Here is an 18597-nt window from a genome sequence, read left to right on the forward strand (position 1 = left end):
CCAGATTTTTATGGGCTTTATCGTTTTACCGCGTTATAAACATCCCGTCTTGAAATATTCCGGTCTTTGGCCACGGCTTTCATCGCTTCTTTTTCCGGTAGTCCCGTATTCAGATAATATTCGAGGTGTTCTTCCAGACTCAGGCTTTCCAGTTCCAGACCGGCCGCGGCGTTGCCTTCATCGGCGGTTCGGCCTTCAATACAGAGCACATATTCGCCCCGGGGAGACTGTTGCTGATAATAGTGAAGATGTTCTGCGATGGTGCCATAGCGGGTTTCCTCGTAGCGTTTGGTAATTTCTCTCGAAATACTCATCTGCCGATGGCCCAAGCCATGCTGATCAAGAATTTCCAGCGTTTTTGGTAACCGGTGCGGCGATTCGTAAAGGACAACGGTAAACTCCGATGCTTCGATTCGTTTCAGGCCTTCTTTAACGGCTTTGTTTTCTTTGCCTAAAAAACCGAGAAACAAAAACGCGCGGGTATCCAGACCCGACAATACCAGGCCGCAGAGCCCGGCGTTGGGGCCGGGGACCACTTCCAGAGCAATGTCATTGGCGACGCAGTTTTTTACCAGCACCGATCCCGGGTCGGAAATCAGTGGCATCCCGGCATCAGAGATCAGAGCAATATTCTGGCCCTGTTTCAGCAGTTCAATGAGTCCTTCGCTGGACTGTTGTTCATTATGCTGATGATAGGACACCATCTTTTTGGAAATCTCGAAGTGATTGAGCAGCTTAATCGAATGTCTGGTGTCTTCGGCGGCGATCAGATCAACCTCCTGCAAAACCCGCAAGCCGCGGATGCTCATATCATCCAGATTTCCGATCGGGGTACCGACAATATATAGTTTTCCGGACATCTATTCGTTATACAGGTTTCTGGCGACATACACCCCATTGGCGGATGCCTGCATCAAACCCCTGGTTACCCCAGCGCCGTCACCCAACACATAGAGATTCTTGATGCTGGACTGGAAGTTTCTATCAACGGTTACCTTATTGGAATAGAACTTGACCTCGACCCCATAAAGCAGGGTTTCGTCGCTGGCCAGACCGGGTGAAATATGATCCAGGGCCTGAATCATTTCATCAATGTCCTTCATAATCCGGTAAGGCAAGACTAAACAAAGATCACCAGGCACCGCATCGATTAAAGTCGGCCGGATGTTATTTCGCATCAGCCGTTCCTGGGTGGTACGGCGGCCTCTTAAAAAATCGCCGTAGCGCTGAACCATGATCTTGTTGCCGGTGAGCATATTTCCCAACCCGGCAATGTGCTTGCCGTAGGCGACCGCTTCCTTAAAGGGTTCGGTAAAGCTCTTGGAGACCAACAACGCAAAATTAGTATTATGGGTTTTTAATTTATCAGATTTGTAGCTGTGACCGTTGACCACCGCCAACTGGTTATCATAATATTCAGTCGACACGACGCCCCCGGGATTGGAACAGAAGGTCCGGACGCTGTCATCAAAGGTTGGCGTATAATAAACCAGTTTACCTTCGTAAAGGGCGTCATTGATTTCCTGCATGACCTCGTTGCGGGTTTCCAGACGAATCCCGATATCGATTTTTCCGACCTTGGTTTCGACCTTGTATTCTTCGCACATGGTGGTAAACCATTCCGAGCCATCCCGGCCCACGGCCACCAGTACCTTGTCAGCCCGATAGGTTTCGCCCTTGGCCACCACGCCGACCACGGCATCATCCTCGACCACCAGACTTTGTACTGGGGTCCGGAATTTAATATCGATACCCAGATCGTTGATTAGATAGTTCTGAATCCGCTGGTAGATGGTATAACCCACCTCGGTACCCATATGACGGACCGGGCATTCAATCAGCTTCAGATTACTCTGGATCGCCTTGGTGCGGATGTCGCGGATCTTGTCAGGATTATCCAGCCCATGGACCCGTTTGTCGGCGCCAAATTCGATATAGAGGTCATCCACATATTTAATCAGATCGACGGTGGTGTTATAGCCGATATATTCCGGCAATTCGCCGCCAACATCTGGTGAAAGCGACAGCTTACCGTCAGAATAGGCCCCAGCACCGGCAAAACCGGTGGTAATATTACAGGGCTTACAGCCAATACAAACGTTGGTCTGGCGTTTGGGACAGATCCGTTTTTCAATGGAATTACCCTTTTCCAGCATCAGGATCTTCAGTTCCTTATTTTTTTTAGCCAGTTCCATGGCCGCGAAAATACCGCCTGGTCCAGCCCCGATGATTATCACATCATATTTCATGTTATTCTTCCTTTATGCAAACGCATCCGGGCCGTAGTCATCTTCATTATAACCCACAGCCAGATCGTTGAATTTTGTATATTCGGGAATCCATGCCAGACGAACGGTTCCGGTTGGACCGTTACGTTGCTTGGCGATGATTACCTCTGATAAGTTTTTTAATTCGGGGTTTTTATCGTAATAAAATTCCCGGTACAACAGCATGATGACATCAGCATCCTGCTCGATCGAACCAGACTCACGCAAATCCGACATGACCGGATGATGATCGGTTCGGGCGTCCGGGGCCCGGCTGAGCTGGGATAAAGCAATCACCGGAGCTTCCATTTCCCGGGCCAGGGCTTTTAAGCCCCGTGACATTTCGGAAATTTCATTTTGCCGGTTTTCGCTGCGGCTGCCGCCACTCATCAACTGCAGGTAGTCAATCACAATCAGATCCAGGGCTTTTTCTGTTTTTAGCCGCCGGCATTTGGAGCGGACTTCAGAAACTGTGATCCCCGGGGTATCATCTATAAAGATACTGGCCCCGTAAAGAGTATTGTACCCCACGACCATTCGCTCCCAGTCTTCCTTGCTCAGGTTACCGGTTCTAACGTTGTTACTGTCCACCAACGAGGCGGCGCAAAGCATACGCTGAACCAGTTGTTCCTTGGACATTTCGAGACTGAAAATAGCCACCGAGCGGTTATCTTTGATGGCGGCATTTTGGGCGATATTCAAGGCAAAGGCCGTTTTTCCCATCGATGGCCGGGCGGCCACAATAATCAGATCGGAGGGCTGTAAACCGGAGGTAATATGGTTAAGCTCGGTAAAGCCGGTTTCGATGCCGGTGAGCTTGCCTTTTTTACTTTCAATGGCCTCAATCTGGGCCAGGGTGGTGCTGAGGGTTTCCTGAATACTCTGAAAATCACCGGTCCGCCGACCCTGGGAAACCTTAAAGATTTCCTGTTCGGCGCGGTCAATCACATCTCCGATATTATCGTATTGGCCATAGCTGTCTTCCAGAATCTGGGTCGCGGTATGGATAAGATTGCGAATTACTGCCTTCTCATGAACGATCTGGCAGTATTCCAGATAATTTCGATTAATCGGCACCATCTCAATCAGTTCACTGAGATAGCCAATCCCACCGATTTTTTCCAGCACCCCACGATTTCTGAGCGAGTTGATCAGGGTGACGGTATCGATGGGTTTTCTTTCATTGTGAAGATCCAACATCGATTCGTAAATTTCTTTATGGGCCCCGCGATAAAAATCATGGGGTGATAACAGCTCTTCAGCCCGGGCAATATTTGACTCATCCATCAGGATGGCGCCTAAAACAGACTGCTCTGCTTCGATATTATGGGGAGGGACTTTGGAATTCATCACCACTTGGTCTCCTAGGCTTCGCCTTTGATGATCACGGTCAGTTTTCCAATCACGCCCTGATAGGTTTTAATTTTAACTTCAGCCCGGCCCACATTGCGTAGCGGCATTTCCAGCTCAACCTTGCGTTTATCGACCTTGATACCTTTTTGTTTTTCCAGCGCTTCGGTGATGTCTTTGCTGGTAACCGAGCCGAACAGCTTACCGTCTTCCCCAGCTCGTTCGGTAATGGTAATTTCCGTTTCATCAATTGTTTTTGCCAATTCGACCGCGGCCTGTCGTTCTGCTTCCATTTTCTTTGCTTCGTCAGCCTTGGTTTGTTCAGCCATGGCAATGTTTTCTTTATTGCCGATGACACCCTTGCCGGTTTTAATCAGGAAGTTCCGGCCGTAACCATCCTTCACTTCGACAATATCACCTTTATTTCCAACACTTTTTACATTTTCTAATAAAACTACTTTCATGATCCATTCTCCTTCTTATATGTTTTAATGGCCGTGAGTAACAGCTCTTTTCCGGTTTCAAGATTCTTTTCCCCCGGGAATTGTGCTCCGGCAATGGCCAAATGCCCACCGCCGCCAAGTGTTTCCAAGATTACCTGAACATTGACTTCGCCCATCGAACGGGCACTGATAGCCAGACCCTCGTCATTTTTCAGAATGATGAAAGAGGCCACAATCCCTTTGATGTTCAGTAGTTCATCAGCAGCCTGGGCGGCAATAACCTTGCCATAATCGGTGTTGTTCTCAAAGGTTGAGATGGCAATGTTATCAAAATATATTTTGGCGTTCTTGACAGCATCTGATTTGGCCGTATAGGTATTGAGGTCATCCTGCAGCAAAATTTTGCTGACTAATGTATCGGCACCCTTTCTTTTTAAATAGGAGGCCGCCTCAAAGGTTCGCACCCCGGTTTTCAGGGTAAACATCTTGGTGTCCATGCAGATCCCCGCCATCAGGGCATTGGCTTCAATGGTAGTGAGCTGATTTTTCTCATCAAAATACTGGAGCAGTTCGGTGACCAGTTCACAGGTGGAAGAAGCATAGGCTTCGGTATAGGTCAGCAGGGTTTCTTTAATGGCTTTCCCCGATCGTCGATGATGATCAATGACGACAATTTTAGGGATCTGATCGACCAGATCTGGCATTTCCAGATAATTCACCGTTTGGGTGTCTATAATAATTAACAAGGTATTTTTTGTGGCATAACTTTCGGCTTCTTTGGGGGTAATAAAGGCATCCTGATAGGCTTCATTTTCCAACAGATAGTCAAAAAGCGATTTAATCGAGTAGTTGATCTCCCGAATCACAATTTTGCCTTCTTTCCCCAGCGATTTACAAGCTCCCAGCAACCCCACTGCCGAACCCAGACAATCCATATCCGGGTTTTGATGGCCCATCATCAGGACGTGGTCCGACTCTTTAATCAGCTCTTTTAGGCCGTAAGCCTTAACCCGGGCCTTGACCTTGGTTCGCTTTTCGGTGGCTTCGGTTTTGCCGCCATAAAAAGACATTTTTTCATCCTGACGGACCACTGCCTGATCGCCCCCGCGAGCCAGGGCAATATCCAGGGCTGAATGGGATAATTCCTGAGATTCAGTAATTCCCAGAATACTCTCCGAGATACCAATACCAATACTGAGGGTAATGGGAACTTTTTCATCATTTTCAATTTCCCGGACCTCATCCAGTATTTTGAAATTTTCTTTTTCGAGCGCACAGATTTTGCCGCGTTCAAAAATCATCAGATAGCGGTCACTTTCGTATTCAATAATAACGCTGCCCAGCTGTTTTGCCCATTCGTTCAGCTTGAGATCGACCTTACCCAGAATCGCCGAGCGCTTATGACTGGGAATCTGCTCGATGATATCATCATAATTGTCGATCACAATATAGCAAAACAGGGGCGAATTTTTTCGATATAGTTGCCGCTGCTTGCTTTGTTCGGTGATATCAAAAAAATGGAGCAGCTCAAAACTGTGAACCTTGTCCGAGAAGGCATTGGTAACCACCCCATAATCCCGTTCTTCGTAATGGAAGGTGAATTCATCGGCCTTTACCGCTTCATCCAGTTTAAAATCCAGTTCTTCGATAATACTCTTTTTGAATAAGCCTTCTTTTTCTTTCTTGAAGGCCTTTCCAAAGGCCTGATTATACCAGTAAATCATCCCTTCATTATCAACAATGGCCATGGCGATGGGCATTTCATACATTCGCTCCTGGTTGATCTTATCGAGATCGCTATATATTTCATCAATGGCCTTATCGATTTTAATTTCGTCGATGCTGGTATTTTTGGTATAGTAGATAATCAGAATCACAAAGACTATAACCCCGGCAATTCCCAGGAAGATATTATAAAAACCAAGTGCAATGGAAACCATCAACTGCGCCGCGATAGCGAACCGGACAATATCTTTCTTTGATTCTTTCATTTTATCTGGGACTCCCTTCTAAAAATCCGGCGAATTCCGATATAAGTATCAGCTACCCCCACAATGGTCACGATCGAACTTATTAAAAAACCCAGAAAAACGACCAGCACTTTGAGTCCTTTGTTCGACAGTTGTTTATATTCCATATAATTAAGCATCAGCGACAGCCCCATAACGAAGAAAATAATATTGACAAAGTTCATCACTGTCACAATGTATATCTGCGGTATACTGGATAACTGGAACATACTGACCATAAAATCACCAAGCAACAGCACCATTAAAAAGTATTTGAGGGTTACCGGCATTTCCCATTGGCTAAGGGGCTTAAAGGTTTTGACCGGATACCCGATTCGTTTTAGAATCATGTCTGAGACCACAACATTGACCATCCCAAAAATAACGGGCAGCAGTAAAAATGCGCTGGGCAGTACCAGCTTCATCATTTCGATATTTTTTTCCATGGTGGTTTTCGCGATTGCCAATTGTTCCGCATCCATGAGATTGGCGGTTTCATAAAATGTCATTACCTCGCTGGTGCTCTGCTCCAGGGTCTGGAACAGCAGACTGGTAAAACCGATCCCCATTACCAGCTCGTAGCTGGCTACCACGGCAATCAACAGAATTGAAAAACCAAGAACTCCGATAACGACTTTTTTGAATGACGACAAATCCCGATTATAGGCAAACCCCAGACTGCATCCCACAAAGAGCATCAGCGCTCCGAAGGAAATCGCATTGAGCGGTCCCAGAAACAGACCGATCAGAATAGTGGCGGCAATACTGGAAAGTACACTTACTTTCAGTCCCTGGCGCTTTCCCAGCACAACCATCGGTACCGGTATAAAAAATACCAACAATACAAAGAAAGGCAGATAATAACTAACTAAAGTAAGAATTACTCCCAGTGCGCAAAACATGGCACCTTCTGTTATTCCACGTGTTTTCATTGATCCTCCAAATTGGCAACTTAGCTGTTCCCATACGCAGTTTATTTATGCGTAAAAAGTTACTGAACCATTATATCACAATAAAAGAAAATGCCCATTATTTTTGTTTGTCTTTATCTTGAATTTCGGTGTAAAACTCGTCACCAGATGCGACTGTTGTAATTGTGATCGATCCGGTTTTATTCAATGTGCCAGCTCCTAATTGGTGGACCCTGATTATCCATGACATAGAAAAAGCTGTTCACCTCAGGTCCTTCCTGAAATAAACAGCCTTAAAATTTTTAGTTATTTGAGCTATATGGTAAAAGGGCAACGTTTCGCGCACGTTTAATCGCTTCAGTTACCTTTCTCTGATGTTTAGCACAGGTGCCAGTGGCTCGTCTTGGTAGAATTTTCCCACGTTCAGAAACGAATTTCTTCAGTGTGATTACATCTTTATAATCTACATTTTCTACTTTTCGTTCGCAGAACTCACAAACTTTTCTTCTCTTTTTAAATGGCTTTGGCATTGTATTTTCCTCCTATCTTAAAAAGGTATATCGTCATCATCGGCCATCAGATGAAAATCTTCATCCAGTCCCATGACTGACATATTGTTATTATTATCTACTCGTGGCGCTGAAGTTTGCTGGAATCCGGCGTTGGAATCTTTCCGGCTGGATGACAGGAAATTAATCTCATCGGCAACAACTTCCGTCACATAACGTCGTTGACCATCCTGTGCGTCGTAACTTCTTACTTGTAGTCGTCCTGATACGCCAATTTGGCTCCCCTTTGACAAATATTGTCCGGCAAATTCTGCCTGTTTTCCCCACACAACGATTGGCACAAAGTCTGCTTCTTTTTGACCATCTTTGTTTTTAAAACGACGATCCACCGCTAAGGTAAATGTAGCTACCGCTTTGCCCGTTGTTGTGTTTTTTACCTCAGGATCTCGGGTTAGTCTTCCTACTAGAATTACTTTATTCACAGAACTGCCCCCTATTTCTCTTTTTTAATAACGATGCTTCGAATAAACTGTTCGTTAATTTTGTATAAATGATCCAATGCATCAAGTACTGAGTTCTCAGCTTTGAAGTCTACTAATACGTAGAAACCTTCTTGATACTTTTTATCGATTTCGTAGGCTAATTTTCTTTTGCCCCATTCGTCGACTTTTTCAATTTCTCCAGCTGCTTCAATTACAGCCTTTACTTTGCCTACTAATTCTTCAATCGCTTCTTTTTCAAGATCCGGTTTTAAAACAAATAATGTTTCGTATACTCTCATTCCATTTCACCTCCTCATGGACTATGGCTCACTTTTCCAGCGAGCAAGGATTACAGCTTTTAATTATATCATATCTTACAATTCATGCAAGGGTTTTCTTTTTATTTTTTATTTACACCGGCACAACCGCATTAAATAGAATTGGCGTCATAAATGTTTCGATGAATGCCGCAATTAAAAAGAGCGGTATCAGCCATAATAGATATATCCGTAAACATCCGATCACTGCCTGTTTTAATTCCCCTTTAATACTTCTTCTTAAAATGGTCTTCGAAAGTTTGTAACAGAGATGAACTCCCAGCGTTACTCCTAAAACCAGGGCCGGAATCTCAATCATTCCATGGGGCAAAACGCCCACCAGAAAAGCAAACCAGCCAATGCCGTTGGTTTGATAAACGGCTCCAATCAGTCCAATAATGATGGCATTAGACGCCAGCGAAAACATCGGCAAAAACAAAAAAGGAATAGCACCCAAAAGGCTGCTGATTCCACTGGCAATAACATTATTTAAAAAAATGCCGAACCAGAGGTCGATACCAGTACCATCTAGAAATTCCTTCTGATTAAACAGCGACTGCAACTCATTAAAATAGCTTTGACTCAAGGCTGGATCACTGAGAAAAAGCAGGGAATTTAACACAATCATAATGCCAAAAAAAGCCAGACAAAAATAAAATGTTGATTTAAGATTTTTTTCAAAGTAGGTTTCTGCGCCATGCCATTGGGTCATAAAAAAAGTTTTCATACTTCTCCTTTGCTCTCGCCGCTCAGAATTTTCTTGATCTGTTTATTGAATTTTGACCGTTGCAGCATCACAATATGGCCGCAGCCCAGGCATTTTATTTTGATATCTGCTCCAACCCGGATAATTTCCCATTCAAAACTCCCACAGGGGTGCTTTTTTTTCATTTCTACCCGATCCCCTAATGCATAAACCTTAGCTTCCATGTTTTACCTCTGCTTCTTTTATCTTCACGTCTATAGCTGAATCACGATTGTAAATGACGGTTTTATTATAAGGAATTTCAATTCCTTTTTCATCAAAAACTTCTTTGATTCGCTGCCTTAGTGCATTTTCTGCTGCAAACTTTGACGATGCATCCTCATCACAAACCACACGAATAATAACTGCTGAAGGATCCAGTCGTGTTACGCCCTGAATTTCCGGTCGCGTTTTAAATAGTTCTTCATGATTTTTATATAAATCCTCACAAGTCTCTTCCAGTATTTTCATTACCTTATTTACATCTTCCTCATAGGCAATACTTACTTCCACAATTGCTTTCATATGCCCCTTGGAATAATTTACTAAACGATCAATCTTTCCGTTGTGAATGATAAAGAGCCCCCCATTAAATTCCCTGATGCTGGTGGTACGGATGCCAATGGTCTCGACAATCCCGTAATGGGTTTCGTCAATGATCACATAATCACCGACACTGAATTGATTTTCAAATACAATCACAAATCCGCTCATGACGTCTTCGACAATGCCCTGAGCCCCAAACCCAATCGCCAGGGTTCCGACGCCGGCTACCGCCAGTAGCGATCCTACATTGATAAACTGGCCCAGGATAATCAGCCCGGCCAGGGTCCAGATGCTGGCTCTGGCAGCAGTTTTGGTGACGTGGTTTAAGGTCGTGATGCGCCGGGAGTCTCGGGGTTCCAGGCCAGCCTTTTCCCCGTCAAAGATCCGGTCGACAACACTAAAGGTAATTTTTAAACTGATCACAACTGCGATCAGGACAATTCCCGAAACCAGACATTTTTGCAAAAGATGTGAAAAGTCGATTTGATTAAAATAGGATGTTAAACTTGTTGTTAGATATTCCATTATCATCTCCTATTGAATTCCCATATATTTAAATACCATTGGTGCGGCAAGCTGTAGCAGGCTGCTGTTTTCGGCCGTTGGCAGATTTGACACGCCACCGGTTGAAAGATTGATGACTGAAAATACCCACAGCGTAACCGCAATGATTGCCCCTCCTAAAATCAGTCCAATCACCATTCCCGCCAGTCGATTGATGGTTCCGATGATTGGAAGCTTTGTTATTCCCAGAAAAATAATCTGCAGGATCCAGCAAAAAACTGAAACTCCCAAGACAATGATTCCGAAGCCGATGCTTTGGGCAATACCATGCTTAATCAGCTCAGTCATGGTGATAAGGCTCTGATCGATGATGGCTTCACTACCGGTGATGTTGGCGAATCCCAACAGCGCGGTGGTTAAACCGCTTTGCTGGGCACCCAGATCCATCAGCGACTGGGAAACGGCTTCCACATTGATGGTTGCGAATAAGCTGTCTAGTACTCCCGACTGGATCAGCCAGTCTGCCAGCAGCGGTGAAAAAATCCAGGCGATTACAAAAGATGCAATAAATCCCCCGAAACTGATCAGGGTATTTATTGCACCTCGTTTGAATCCTATAATTCCCGAAAACAAGCAGATCAGGATGTAAATGTAATCAAGTGATGTCAATGCTCCAAGACTCATTTTTTATTCCTGTAATATTCTTCGATGTCTTCTTCGTTGATAATCCGCACCGCACTTGTTTCCATTAAAAATGACTTATCGTCGGTTTCTTCGTGTTGGTTCAGCCCTTGATTCAGATTTTTTAGATCAACGGGTTGAGACCGGTTCCAATCGCCGACTGTTTCTGACTGAGCTTTGTTACTTGCTGTTTCTATTTTAATTTCCGGAATGGCAGCTGGTTTTATTTCTGTCTCATAGGATTGTGGAACCTTTTCTGAAGAAAATTTACTTTCTTCTCCGACCGGATTGATTTTTTCAAAAAGTCCGGTTTCCGATTTGATCCGGCGGCTTTTTTTGTAATCTGTCCGTTCTGACCCGGCAGCGGTATCATCAAAGATTACTTCAGTCATGTTCATCGTTTCAGGTGCCTCGGGGGTGAATCCTTCATTAATCTGTTCATTGGAAAGACCTTCCAGACCAATACTTTCACGCTTTGGTGTGCGCGATTTTTTTCGGTTTTTTTTCTTGTCTTTCTTCGTTTCCAGATCATACTCCAGATCCCGCTGATCTTCGGCTTTTGTTTCTTCCCAGTACTTGCGACCCAGGGCGCGTCCTAAAACGATCCCAAACACCTGAAATGCGATGGTAAGTGCTAATGCAATCCCAAAGAATGCAAAAATTGATATCTCACTACCAATTAATTGATAAATTAGTCCGTATGGCAGATACCAGAAAATAGTAGGTGCGGCAATAAAGGCAAATTGGTTCCAGATACTGTTCGTATCCTGCCCTGGAAATATGCTGGAAACGACGGTTAATGTTACCGTTAAAACGATAATCGGAACGAGACTGTAAAGGACATATCTGAATGCCTTTGGTTTTTCATTTCCACTGATACTCTTAAAGCAGATTGCAAACAAGGTAATCCAGAATACCCCAATCGTCAATAACTGGATGCCGTTAAACAAATAGTTGAAATCGCTTGTTCTGATCACATCAAACACATTTTTAAATATCAGAACAATCACAATATAAAGAATATTCCCTAATACTGCCGCTTCAAGAGCAGACAATCGTCTCTTTCTTTTGATTTGATTCATTATTATCTCCATTTCATAATTGAATTGTCATAATTTGACTGATCATTAGTTTGTTTTTTCATATCCCAATTGTTCGAGCAGGCGATCCAATTCTTCCAGTGACGAATAGACAAACTCAATTTTTCCTTTTTTACCACGGCTGCTTAAATGCACTTTTGTTGCAAATTTTTTTTCCAATGCATCCTGGATTTCGATGATGTACCCGCTCGTATCTTCTTTTTTCTTCTGCAGCGGTTTTGCCAAACCTTCGGTTTGCATTTTTTTGATGCGATTTTCGGTTTCCCTGACACTCATTCCTTTTTCAATGATCTCATTGGCAAAGGCTTCCATTCTTTCCGGGTCTTCCAGAATCAGAATGGCCCGGGCATGGCCCGATGTAACCAGGCCCTGAGCCAATTGGTCCTGAATGCTTTTCGGCAGTTTTAACAGTCTGAGGGTGTTGGCAATAGCGGTTCGGCTTTTTCCGATCCGGATGCCAATTTCTCCCTGGGTCAGATTAAAGTTCTCCATCAAAGCTTCAAAGGCCAGGGCTTCTTCGATGCTGTTCAGGTTTTCCCGCTGAACATTTTCAATAATGGCAATCTCCAGCACTTCTTCTGGCGGTAGATCTTTGACGATAACCGGAACCTCTTTCAGACCGATCATATTTGCCGCCCGCCAGCGTCTTTCTCCCGCAATAATGGTATAACCCTTTATTTCCGGTTTGACCACCAGTGGCTGGACAATGCCATGTTCTTTGATTGATGCGCCCAATTCTTCCAATTTATTGCGATCAAAGGTTTTGCGGGGTTGTTTCGGGTTTGGTCGAATATTATTTGTTTTTACATAAAAAACCAGCTTTTCAAGGTCAACCTCCAACAATTCATCTTCTTGTGAAGTTACCACCGCTTCTTCGGGAAACAACGCTCTCAGACCTTTTCCTAAACCTGTATTTTTTCCCATAACTACTCCTGTCTCTGTATAAACTCTTTTGCCAGTGCCAGATATGCTTTTGATCCTTTTGATGCGTTAGCATATTCAAAAATAGTCTGTCCGTAGCTCGGTGCTTCGGCCAACCTTACATTTCGGGGGATCATTGTTTCATAAACCTTATCTTTAAAATAGTCAACCACTTCATCCACAACCTGATTTGATAAGTTAGTGCGACTATCGAACATAGTCATCAACACGCCCTCGATTTCCAGTTGCGGATTCAACCCCTGTTTGACCAGACTAATGGTATTCATCAATTGACTCACCCCTTCTAAAGCATAGAACTCGCATTGGATCGGTATCAATACCGTATTTGTCATTGCTAGGGCATTAATGGTCAATAATCCTAATGATGGCGGGCAATCAATAAATATATAATCATAGAAGGGTTTAATATTTTCGATGCTATTTTTAAGGCGCAACTCTCGCTGAGGCATATTGGTCAATTCAATCTCTGCCCCGGCCAGATCTGGATGGGATGGTAGAATATGAAGATTCTCATAGGAAGTCGTCAGAATGATCTCTTTAAGATCATCGCCGTGGATTATACCATTGTAGACGCTTTTTTCCAGATTGTTCTTTTCGATTCCGAATCCGCTGCTGGTATTCCCCTGGGGGTCGATGTCGATAACCAGGATCCGGTATCCTTCCAAACTGAGGGCAGTGGTTAAATTTATATTTGTGGTTGTTTTCCCAACCCCACCTTTTTGATTAAATACTGCCACGATTTTCGCCATATTCCACTCCTTAAATTTAATCACTCGTTCTTTGTTTACAAAACAGCCATAAAAGCATCTGTCCCGTTTAGTTCTAATGCTCTTGATTTTTGTCTGTTTAATGTTTCACGTGAAACATATGCGAAGTTTTACTCTCTCCGCATTTCCTTTTCGAGATGTTTCACGTGAAACATCTCGAAAACCAGGTCAAATGGTATCATATAACCCTTTATTTCTTCTTGTCATTTTAACCCTTAAACTGGGAAAGCTTCCTTCTTAATCTTGCCATTTATTCGCGGAAATAGAATTGGTGTTGGTTTTATTTTTTCCACATTCATTATAACATGAACATAATCGCTTTGCAGTAATAAACCCTTTTCTATTTCAACTATTTTCCCACCCAAAACGGCGATTGGTTTTCTGGCTGCTGCCAATTCTTCCTGATAGTCTCTTCCTTTCATCGATAAAAACTGCCCGCCGACCTTTGTCAGCGGCAAACAATATTCCGAAAGAAGAGTCAGATTTGCCACTGCCCGGGAAGTGACAACTTCATATTTTTCCCGATAAGCGCTGTCCTGCCCTAATTCTTCGGCTCTGCCGTGGAGAATTTGAACGTTGCTAATCCCTAACTCCTGGGCAATAGACTGAACCACATTCAGTTTCTTTTTAGTGGAATCCATCAGCGTAATCTCCGCTTTTTCTAGTAGAATTGCTAACGGAATGCCCGGGAACCCACCACCGGTTCCCACATCCAGAATGCTTGCCTGAGAGTTTTTGATCAGTTTAAGCAGGGTTAGGGAATCGAGTAAATGGAGCTTAATAAACTCATCTTCATCGGTAATCCGGGTCAGATTGATGTGTTTATTCTTTTCCAGCAATTGATCCATATACGCAATCAGCTTTTCGGCCTGTTTTTCATTAATGGTTATTTCAACCTCTTTGCCCATGGCAATCAACTTTTCGATACGACTATTCATGATCTGTTCCATCCTTATCTGAACTCCTGCGACGCTGTTCCAATGCAATTAATAAAACCGAAATATCCGCTGGAGAAACTCCGGAAATCCGCGACGCCTGCCCCATCGATAAGGGCTTTATTTCTTGAAGTTTTTCGGCGGCTTCGATCCGTAATCCACCAATTTTAGTGTAATCAAGTTCCGGGGGGATCAGTTTATGCTCAAGTTTCTTAAATTGTTCCACCTGTTGCAGTTGTTTTTTAATATAGCCTTCATATTTGATCTGAACTTCAACTTGTTCAACCACGCTCCAGTGCAGGGCTGGTCGCTCTGGGTCAAAGATCTCGGTTTGTAGGTATTTAACTTCCGGCCGTCTGATCAGTTCGCCGATCGATAATCCATGCTGGATCTCTGAGCTGCCAAAGGACTTAAGCACCTCATTTTTTTCCTGATTGGGTTTGACGATGACCTGATTGAGACGAATAATCTCCTGTTTGATCTGTTCCTTTTTCGCCAGAAACTTCTGATAACGATCCGCGCTGATCAACCCGACCCGATATCCGATCTCAGTTAAGCGCAGATCGGCGTTATCCTGTCGCAACAATAATCGGTATTCGGCCCGGGAAGTCATCATTCGATAAGGTTCGTCGATCCCCTTAGTGATAATATCATCGATGAGTACCCCAATATAACCTTCGGATCGATCGATAATCACCGGTTGTTCACCCCGTAAATAGAGCGATGCATTAATGCCGGCGATCAGCCCCTGAGCTCCCGCTTCTTCGTAACCGGAGGTACCGTTTATCTGTCCAGCAAAAAACAATCCCGCTACCTCCTTAGACTCCAGGGACGCCTTTAATCGGGTTGGATGAATGCAGTCATATTCGATGGCATAGGCTGAGCGCATAAACTCCACCTTTTCCATTCCCGGCACCGTTCGGTATAGAGCGATCTGTACATCCTCCGGCAGACAGGAGGACATCCCCTGGACGTAGATTTCATTGGTATTTAATCCTTCCGGTTCCATAAAAATCTGATGTCGGTCCTTATCGTGAAAGCGCATCACCTTGGTCTCAATGGAAGGGCAGTAACGGGGACCAATCCCCACTACTTCGCCGGTGTACAGCGGTGATCGTGTGATATTGGCATTGATAATATTATGGGTTTCCGGATTGGTATAGGTCAGGTAGCAAGGTACCTGGTCGATGTCAATCTGATCGGTTTCAAAGGAAAAGGGCACGATATGTTCGTCACCTTCCTGGATAATCATTTTGGAATAATCAAGGGTTTTTGCATCAACCCGGGCTGGGGTTCCGGTTTTAAAACGCTGAAGCGCGATGCCATTTTTCTCCAGACTGTCGGATAAATACATGGCCGGAAATAAACCATTAGGTCCGCCATCGTATTGGACATCACCGATAATGATGCGACCCTTTAAATAGGTGCCACTGCAGATGATCGCGGCCTGACAGTTATAAACCGCGCCGGTATTAACCATCACACCGGTGATCTTTCCATCTTTGACAATAATTTCGGTAGCTTCCTGCTGTTTTAAGAGAAGGTTCACCTGGTTCTCGATCACTTCTTTCATCCGGAACTGGTAGGCTTTTTTATCAGCCTGAGCCCGCAGTGAGTGGACCGCCGGACCTTTTGCGGTATTTAACATCTTACATTGAATCATCGTTGCATCAATGTTTTTTCCCATTTCACCGCCAAGGGCATCAATTTCTCTAACCAGATGTCCTTTCCCGGTGCCACCAATGGATGGATTGCAGGGCATCATCGCCACCGAATCCAGATTGATCGTCAATAACAGGGTTTTTAGTCCAATTCTGGCACTGGCCAGTGCTGCTTCAGAACCCGCATGGCCGGCGCCAATAACGATAATGTCGTAGTCTCCTCCAGGGTATGTCATTTTCTCTCCTCTACTTTCCAATACAAAAATTCTTAAAAATCTGATCGATGATATCCATGCCAACGGCCTTGCCGGTAATGCCCCGGAGTGCCTCTAACGCTTCCATGACGTCAATACTGACAAGTTCCAGGGGCATTTGGCTGGCCATGGTGTTAATGGCATTTTCCAAACTTTTTTGGGTTGTTTCTAATAATTGAATGTGTCGGGTATTGGTGATCAGGTAGTCCGCATCCTGATTAACCGTTCCTTCAAAAACCATTTCCAGCATTTTCTGTCGCAGCGTTTCGATCCCCTGATCTTCCAACAGCGACATCGGAATCCAGGGCTCTGGGATCGCGATATCGGTTCCGCTGATGGCATCGGTCTTATTGGCAATATAAATGGTTTTGCGGTTTTTCAGCAACTCGATCAGTTCCTTTTCACCGGCGGACATTTCCTTTGAAATATCACGCATAAAGATTACCAGATTGGTTTGGTTTAAAAGCGAGCGGGATTTTTCCACCCCGATTTTTTCGACCAAGTTATCGGTTTCTCTGATCCCGGCGGTATCGATAATTTTAAAGGGAATCCCTTCGATATTAATATATTCTTCAATGGTATCCCGGGTTGTTCCGGGTATATCCGTGACGATGGCTTTATTTTCCATTAATAAGGTATTTAATAGCGATGATTTTCCAACATTCGGCTCACCGAGAATTGCGGTGGTGATACCCTCCCGGTAAATTTTACCGGTTTCTGCCACCACCAGAATTTCTTTGATTTTGGAAAGTAGTCCCAAGATCTGGCTATTGACAAAATCATAGGAGATTTCTTCAATATCATATTCGGGATAATCAATATTGACTTCCATATGGGATAAAATCCCGACGAGCGTCTCATCCAGTTCTTCCAGTTTCTGCGACAGTCGCCCTTCCAATTGGGCCACCGAATACTCCAGACTTTTTTCGGTTTTGGCATTGATGATATCAATGACGGCTTCGGCCTGGGTCAGGTCCAGGCGTCCATTTAAAAAAGCCCGTTTAGTAAATTCTCCGGGTTCGGCCAATCGGGCACCAGCTTGAATGACCAGCTTTAATATCTTACGCATCGGGACAATTCCCCCATGACAGTTAATCTCGACCACATCTTCGGCTGTATAAGAGTGGGGACCCATCATTTTAGAAATGAGGACCTCATCAATATCTTTGCTTTCAGTTGGATCCACAATTCGTCCGTAAATTAATTCATGGCTTTTAGCTGCGGCCAGAGTTTTTCCCCGGGGATTGACAAACAGCTTATTGCCCAATGCCACTGCTTGAGATCCGCTGATTCGGATAATGCCAATTCCAGCGCCGCCCATTCCGGTGGCTACCGCGGCAATGGTATCTTCGTTTTGTAATAAGACTTCCAATTTTTTCTCCTGTCTCAATAATCGTTTCCTAATCTATTATAATATAATAAAACCCCGAGCTTGACAAGTATGGCCCAATAAAAAGGCACTTTACAATTAACTCTTAAGCTAACTTGCAAAGTGCCCTGCTATTTGTTTTAATTTATTAGTTTTTATCTTTTAATTGGATAACAACCCGGCGATAAGGCTCTTCCCCTTCACTAAAGGTAAAGACCTTGTCGTGATTTTGAAGTTTCGCATGAATGACACGCCGTTCAGAAGGGTTCATCGGCTCCAACAGCATTTTCTTTTGATAATAAACGGCTTTGTTGGCCATTTTTTCACCCAGATCTTCCAGTGTCTTTTCCCGCTTAGCCCGGTAGTTTTCGGTATCCAGAATAACCCGAACATATTCTTCATGCTGTCGATTGATAACTAAACTGACTAAATATTGGAGAGAATCAAGAGTTTGACCACGACGTCCGATTAAAACGCCCATATCCTGACCTTCCAGATCAATGAATAATACTTTATCCTCGAGACGAGTATGGATTTTACAGTTGATTTTCATAGCGTCAAGGACATCATTTAAAAAATCAAGGGCCCGCTGTTCAGGATTATTTATGAGTGATACCTCAACAATGGCTTCTTTTTTTCCAAAAATCTTCATTAACCCACTGTCTGGTACTTGCAATACATTTGTTTCAACTTGTTCTTTCGTCACACCAAGTTGTTGCAAACCATGATTAATAGCATCTTCTACGGTTTTACCAGTACCCGTTACTGTCTTATTCATTTTCCCTCTCCTTAGCTTTCAGTCATC

At 44.0% G+C, this 18597-nt stretch carries 20 protein-coding genes; all 20 read right to left on the reverse strand.

Annotated elements, in window-relative coordinates; all coding sequences use genetic code 11:
• Positions 1–17 precede the first annotated feature (17 nt).
• Positions 18–860, reverse strand: a complete 843-nt coding sequence (rsmI, locus tag ABGU93_RS11235; protein ID WP_347413543.1) for a 16S rRNA (cytidine(1402)-2'-O)-methyltransferase — start codon at positions 858–860, stop codon at positions 18–20.
• Positions 861–2249 carry an FAD-dependent protein gene (locus ABGU93_RS11240; RefSeq protein ID WP_347413544.1) on the reverse strand — a complete coding sequence of 463 codons (1389 nt, stop codon included), beginning with the start codon at positions 2247–2249 and terminating at the stop codon, positions 861–863. It abuts the gene before it with no gap.
• A 12-nt stretch (positions 2250–2261) separates the two neighbouring features.
• Positions 2262–3617, reverse strand: a complete 1356-nt coding sequence (dnaB, locus tag ABGU93_RS11245; RefSeq protein ID WP_347413545.1) for a replicative DNA helicase — start codon at positions 3615–3617, stop codon at positions 2262–2264.
• Between the two features lie 14 nt (positions 3618–3631).
• Positions 3632–4081: a 50S ribosomal protein L9 gene (gene rplI, locus ABGU93_RS11250; RefSeq protein WP_347413546.1), complete on the reverse strand. Its 450-nt coding sequence runs from the start codon at positions 4079–4081 to the stop codon at positions 3632–3634.
• On the reverse strand, positions 4078–6051 hold the full coding sequence (locus ABGU93_RS11255; protein WP_347413547.1) for a DHH family phosphoesterase: 1974 nt from the start codon (positions 6049–6051) through the stop codon (positions 4078–4080). The genes rplI and ABGU93_RS11255 overlap by 4 nt, the downstream gene beginning before the upstream one ends.
• Entirely contained in the window at positions 6048–7001 is a 954-nt protein-coding gene (locus ABGU93_RS11260) for a DUF2232 domain-containing protein (protein WP_347413548.1), read from the reverse strand. Before ABGU93_RS11260 ends, ABGU93_RS11255 begins: the two co-directional genes overlap by 4 nt.
• Before the next feature lie 281 nt (positions 7002–7282).
• A complete protein-coding gene (gene rpsR / locus ABGU93_RS11265; protein ID WP_026394929.1) occupies positions 7283–7510 on the reverse strand; it encodes a 30S ribosomal protein S18 in 228 nt (75 codons plus the stop codon).
• 17 nt (positions 7511–7527) lie between these two features.
• The gene (ssb, locus tag ABGU93_RS11270) at positions 7528–7971 is read right to left on the reverse strand and encodes a single-stranded DNA-binding protein (protein WP_347413549.1); all 444 of its coding nucleotides are present in this window, start codon (positions 7969–7971) and stop codon (positions 7528–7530) included.
• Positions 7972–7982: 11 nt separating this feature from the next.
• The gene (gene rpsF / locus ABGU93_RS11275) at positions 7983–8270 is read right to left on the reverse strand and encodes a 30S ribosomal protein S6 (RefSeq protein ID WP_026394927.1); all 288 of its coding nucleotides are present in this window, start codon (positions 8268–8270) and stop codon (positions 7983–7985) included.
• 112 nt (positions 8271–8382) lie between these two features.
• A complete protein-coding gene (locus tag ABGU93_RS11280; protein ID WP_347413550.1) occupies positions 8383–9015 on the reverse strand; it encodes a stage II sporulation protein M in 633 nt (210 codons plus the stop codon).
• The gene (locus tag ABGU93_RS11285; RefSeq protein WP_347413551.1) at positions 9012–9218 is read right to left on the reverse strand and encodes a DUF951 domain-containing protein; all 207 of its coding nucleotides are present in this window, start codon (positions 9216–9218) and stop codon (positions 9012–9014) included. The genes ABGU93_RS11280 and ABGU93_RS11285 overlap by 4 nt, the downstream gene beginning before the upstream one ends.
• On the reverse strand, positions 9208–10104 hold the full coding sequence (locus tag ABGU93_RS11290; protein WP_347413552.1) for a mechanosensitive ion channel family protein: 897 nt from the start codon (positions 10102–10104) through the stop codon (positions 9208–9210). The genes ABGU93_RS11285 and ABGU93_RS11290 overlap by 11 nt, the downstream gene beginning before the upstream one ends.
• Before the next feature lie 9 nt (positions 10105–10113).
• Positions 10114–10767 carry a CvpA family protein gene (locus ABGU93_RS11295; protein WP_347413553.1) on the reverse strand — a complete coding sequence of 218 codons (654 nt, stop codon included), beginning with the start codon at positions 10765–10767 and terminating at the stop codon, positions 10114–10116.
• Complete coding sequence (locus ABGU93_RS11300; protein ID WP_347413554.1) at positions 10764–11846, reverse strand: hypothetical protein; 1083 nt, start codon at positions 11844–11846, stop codon at positions 10764–10766. The genes ABGU93_RS11295 and ABGU93_RS11300 overlap by 4 nt, the downstream gene beginning before the upstream one ends.
• A 45-nt stretch (positions 11847–11891) precedes the next feature.
• A complete protein-coding gene (locus ABGU93_RS11305) occupies positions 11892–12788 on the reverse strand; it encodes a ParB/RepB/Spo0J family partition protein (RefSeq protein WP_347413555.1) in 897 nt (298 codons plus the stop codon).
• 2 nt (positions 12789–12790) lie between these two features.
• Entirely contained in the window at positions 12791–13555 is a 765-nt protein-coding gene (locus ABGU93_RS11310) for a ParA family protein (protein WP_347413556.1), read from the reverse strand.
• A gap of 233 nt (positions 13556–13788) precedes the next feature.
• Entirely contained in the window at positions 13789–14511 is a 723-nt protein-coding gene (gene rsmG, locus ABGU93_RS11315) for a 16S rRNA (guanine(527)-N(7))-methyltransferase RsmG (RefSeq protein ID WP_347413557.1), read from the reverse strand.
• Complete coding sequence (gene mnmG, locus ABGU93_RS11320) at positions 14504–16405, reverse strand: tRNA uridine-5-carboxymethylaminomethyl(34) synthesis enzyme MnmG (RefSeq protein ID WP_347413558.1); 1902 nt, start codon at positions 16403–16405, stop codon at positions 14504–14506. Before mnmG ends, rsmG begins: the two co-directional genes overlap by 8 nt.
• Positions 16406–16415: 10 nt before the next feature.
• A complete protein-coding gene (mnmE, locus tag ABGU93_RS11325; protein ID WP_347413559.1) occupies positions 16416–17795 on the reverse strand; it encodes a tRNA uridine-5-carboxymethylaminomethyl(34) synthesis GTPase MnmE in 1380 nt (459 codons plus the stop codon).
• 145 nt (positions 17796–17940) lie between these two features.
• The gene (gene jag / locus ABGU93_RS11330) at positions 17941–18570 is read right to left on the reverse strand and encodes an RNA-binding cell elongation regulator Jag/EloR (protein WP_347413560.1); all 630 of its coding nucleotides are present in this window, start codon (positions 18568–18570) and stop codon (positions 17941–17943) included.
• Positions 18571–18597: the final 27 nt, after the last annotated feature.

The organism is Acetobacterium sp. (assembly GCF_039830195.1).
Lineage (GTDB): Bacteria > Bacillota > Clostridia > Eubacteriales > Eubacteriaceae > Acetobacterium.

Coding starts and splice junctions, on each gene's coding strand:
- rsmI (WP_347413543.1), bottom strand. CDS start 860: ATGTCCGGAAAACTATATATTGTCGGTACCCCGATCGGAAATCTGGAT.
- ABGU93_RS11240 (WP_347413544.1), bottom strand. CDS start 2,249: ATGAAATATGATGTGATAATCATCGGGGCTGGACCAGGCGGTATTTTC.
- dnaB (WP_347413545.1), bottom strand. CDS start 3,617: ATGAATTCCAAAGTCCCTCCCCATAATATCGAAGCAGAGCAGTCTGTT.
- rplI (WP_347413546.1), bottom strand. CDS start 4,081: ATGAAAGTAGTTTTATTAGAAAATGTAAAAAGTGTTGGAAATAAAGGT.
- ABGU93_RS11255 (WP_347413547.1), bottom strand. CDS start 6,051: ATGAAAGAATCAAAGAAAGATATTGTCCGGTTCGCTATCGCGGCGCAG.
- ABGU93_RS11260 (WP_347413548.1), bottom strand. CDS start 7,001: ATGAAAACACGTGGAATAACAGAAGGTGCCATGTTTTGCGCACTGGGA.
- rpsR (WP_026394929.1), bottom strand. CDS start 7,510: ATGCCAAAGCCATTTAAAAAGAGAAGAAAAGTTTGTGAGTTCTGCGAA.
- rpsF (WP_026394927.1), bottom strand. CDS start 8,270: ATGAGAGTATACGAAACATTATTTGTTTTAAAACCGGATCTTGAAAAA.
- ABGU93_RS11280 (WP_347413550.1), bottom strand. CDS start 9,015: ATGAAAACTTTTTTTATGACCCAATGGCATGGCGCAGAAACCTACTTT.
- ABGU93_RS11285 (WP_347413551.1), bottom strand. CDS start 9,218: ATGGAAGCTAAGGTTTATGCATTAGGGGATCGGGTAGAAATGAAAAAA.
- ABGU93_RS11290 (WP_347413552.1), bottom strand. CDS start 10,104: ATGGAATATCTAACAACAAGTTTAACATCCTATTTTAATCAAATCGAC.
- ABGU93_RS11295 (WP_347413553.1), bottom strand. CDS start 10,767: ATGAGTCTTGGAGCATTGACATCACTTGATTACATTTACATCCTGATC.
- ABGU93_RS11300 (WP_347413554.1), bottom strand. CDS start 11,846: ATGAATCAAATCAAAAGAAAGAGACGATTGTCTGCTCTTGAAGCGGCA.
- ABGU93_RS11305 (WP_347413555.1), bottom strand. CDS start 12,788: ATGGGAAAAAATACAGGTTTAGGAAAAGGTCTGAGAGCGTTGTTTCCC.
- ABGU93_RS11310 (WP_347413556.1), bottom strand. CDS start 13,555: ATGGCGAAAATCGTGGCAGTATTTAATCAAAAAGGTGGGGTTGGGAAA.
- rsmG (WP_347413557.1), bottom strand. CDS start 14,511: ATGAATAGTCGTATCGAAAAGTTGATTGCCATGGGCAAAGAGGTTGAA.
- mnmG (WP_347413558.1), bottom strand. CDS start 16,405: ATGACATACCCTGGAGGAGACTACGACATTATCGTTATTGGCGCCGGC.
- jag (WP_347413560.1), bottom strand. CDS start 18,570: ATGAATAAGACAGTAACGGGTACTGGTAAAACCGTAGAAGATGCTATT.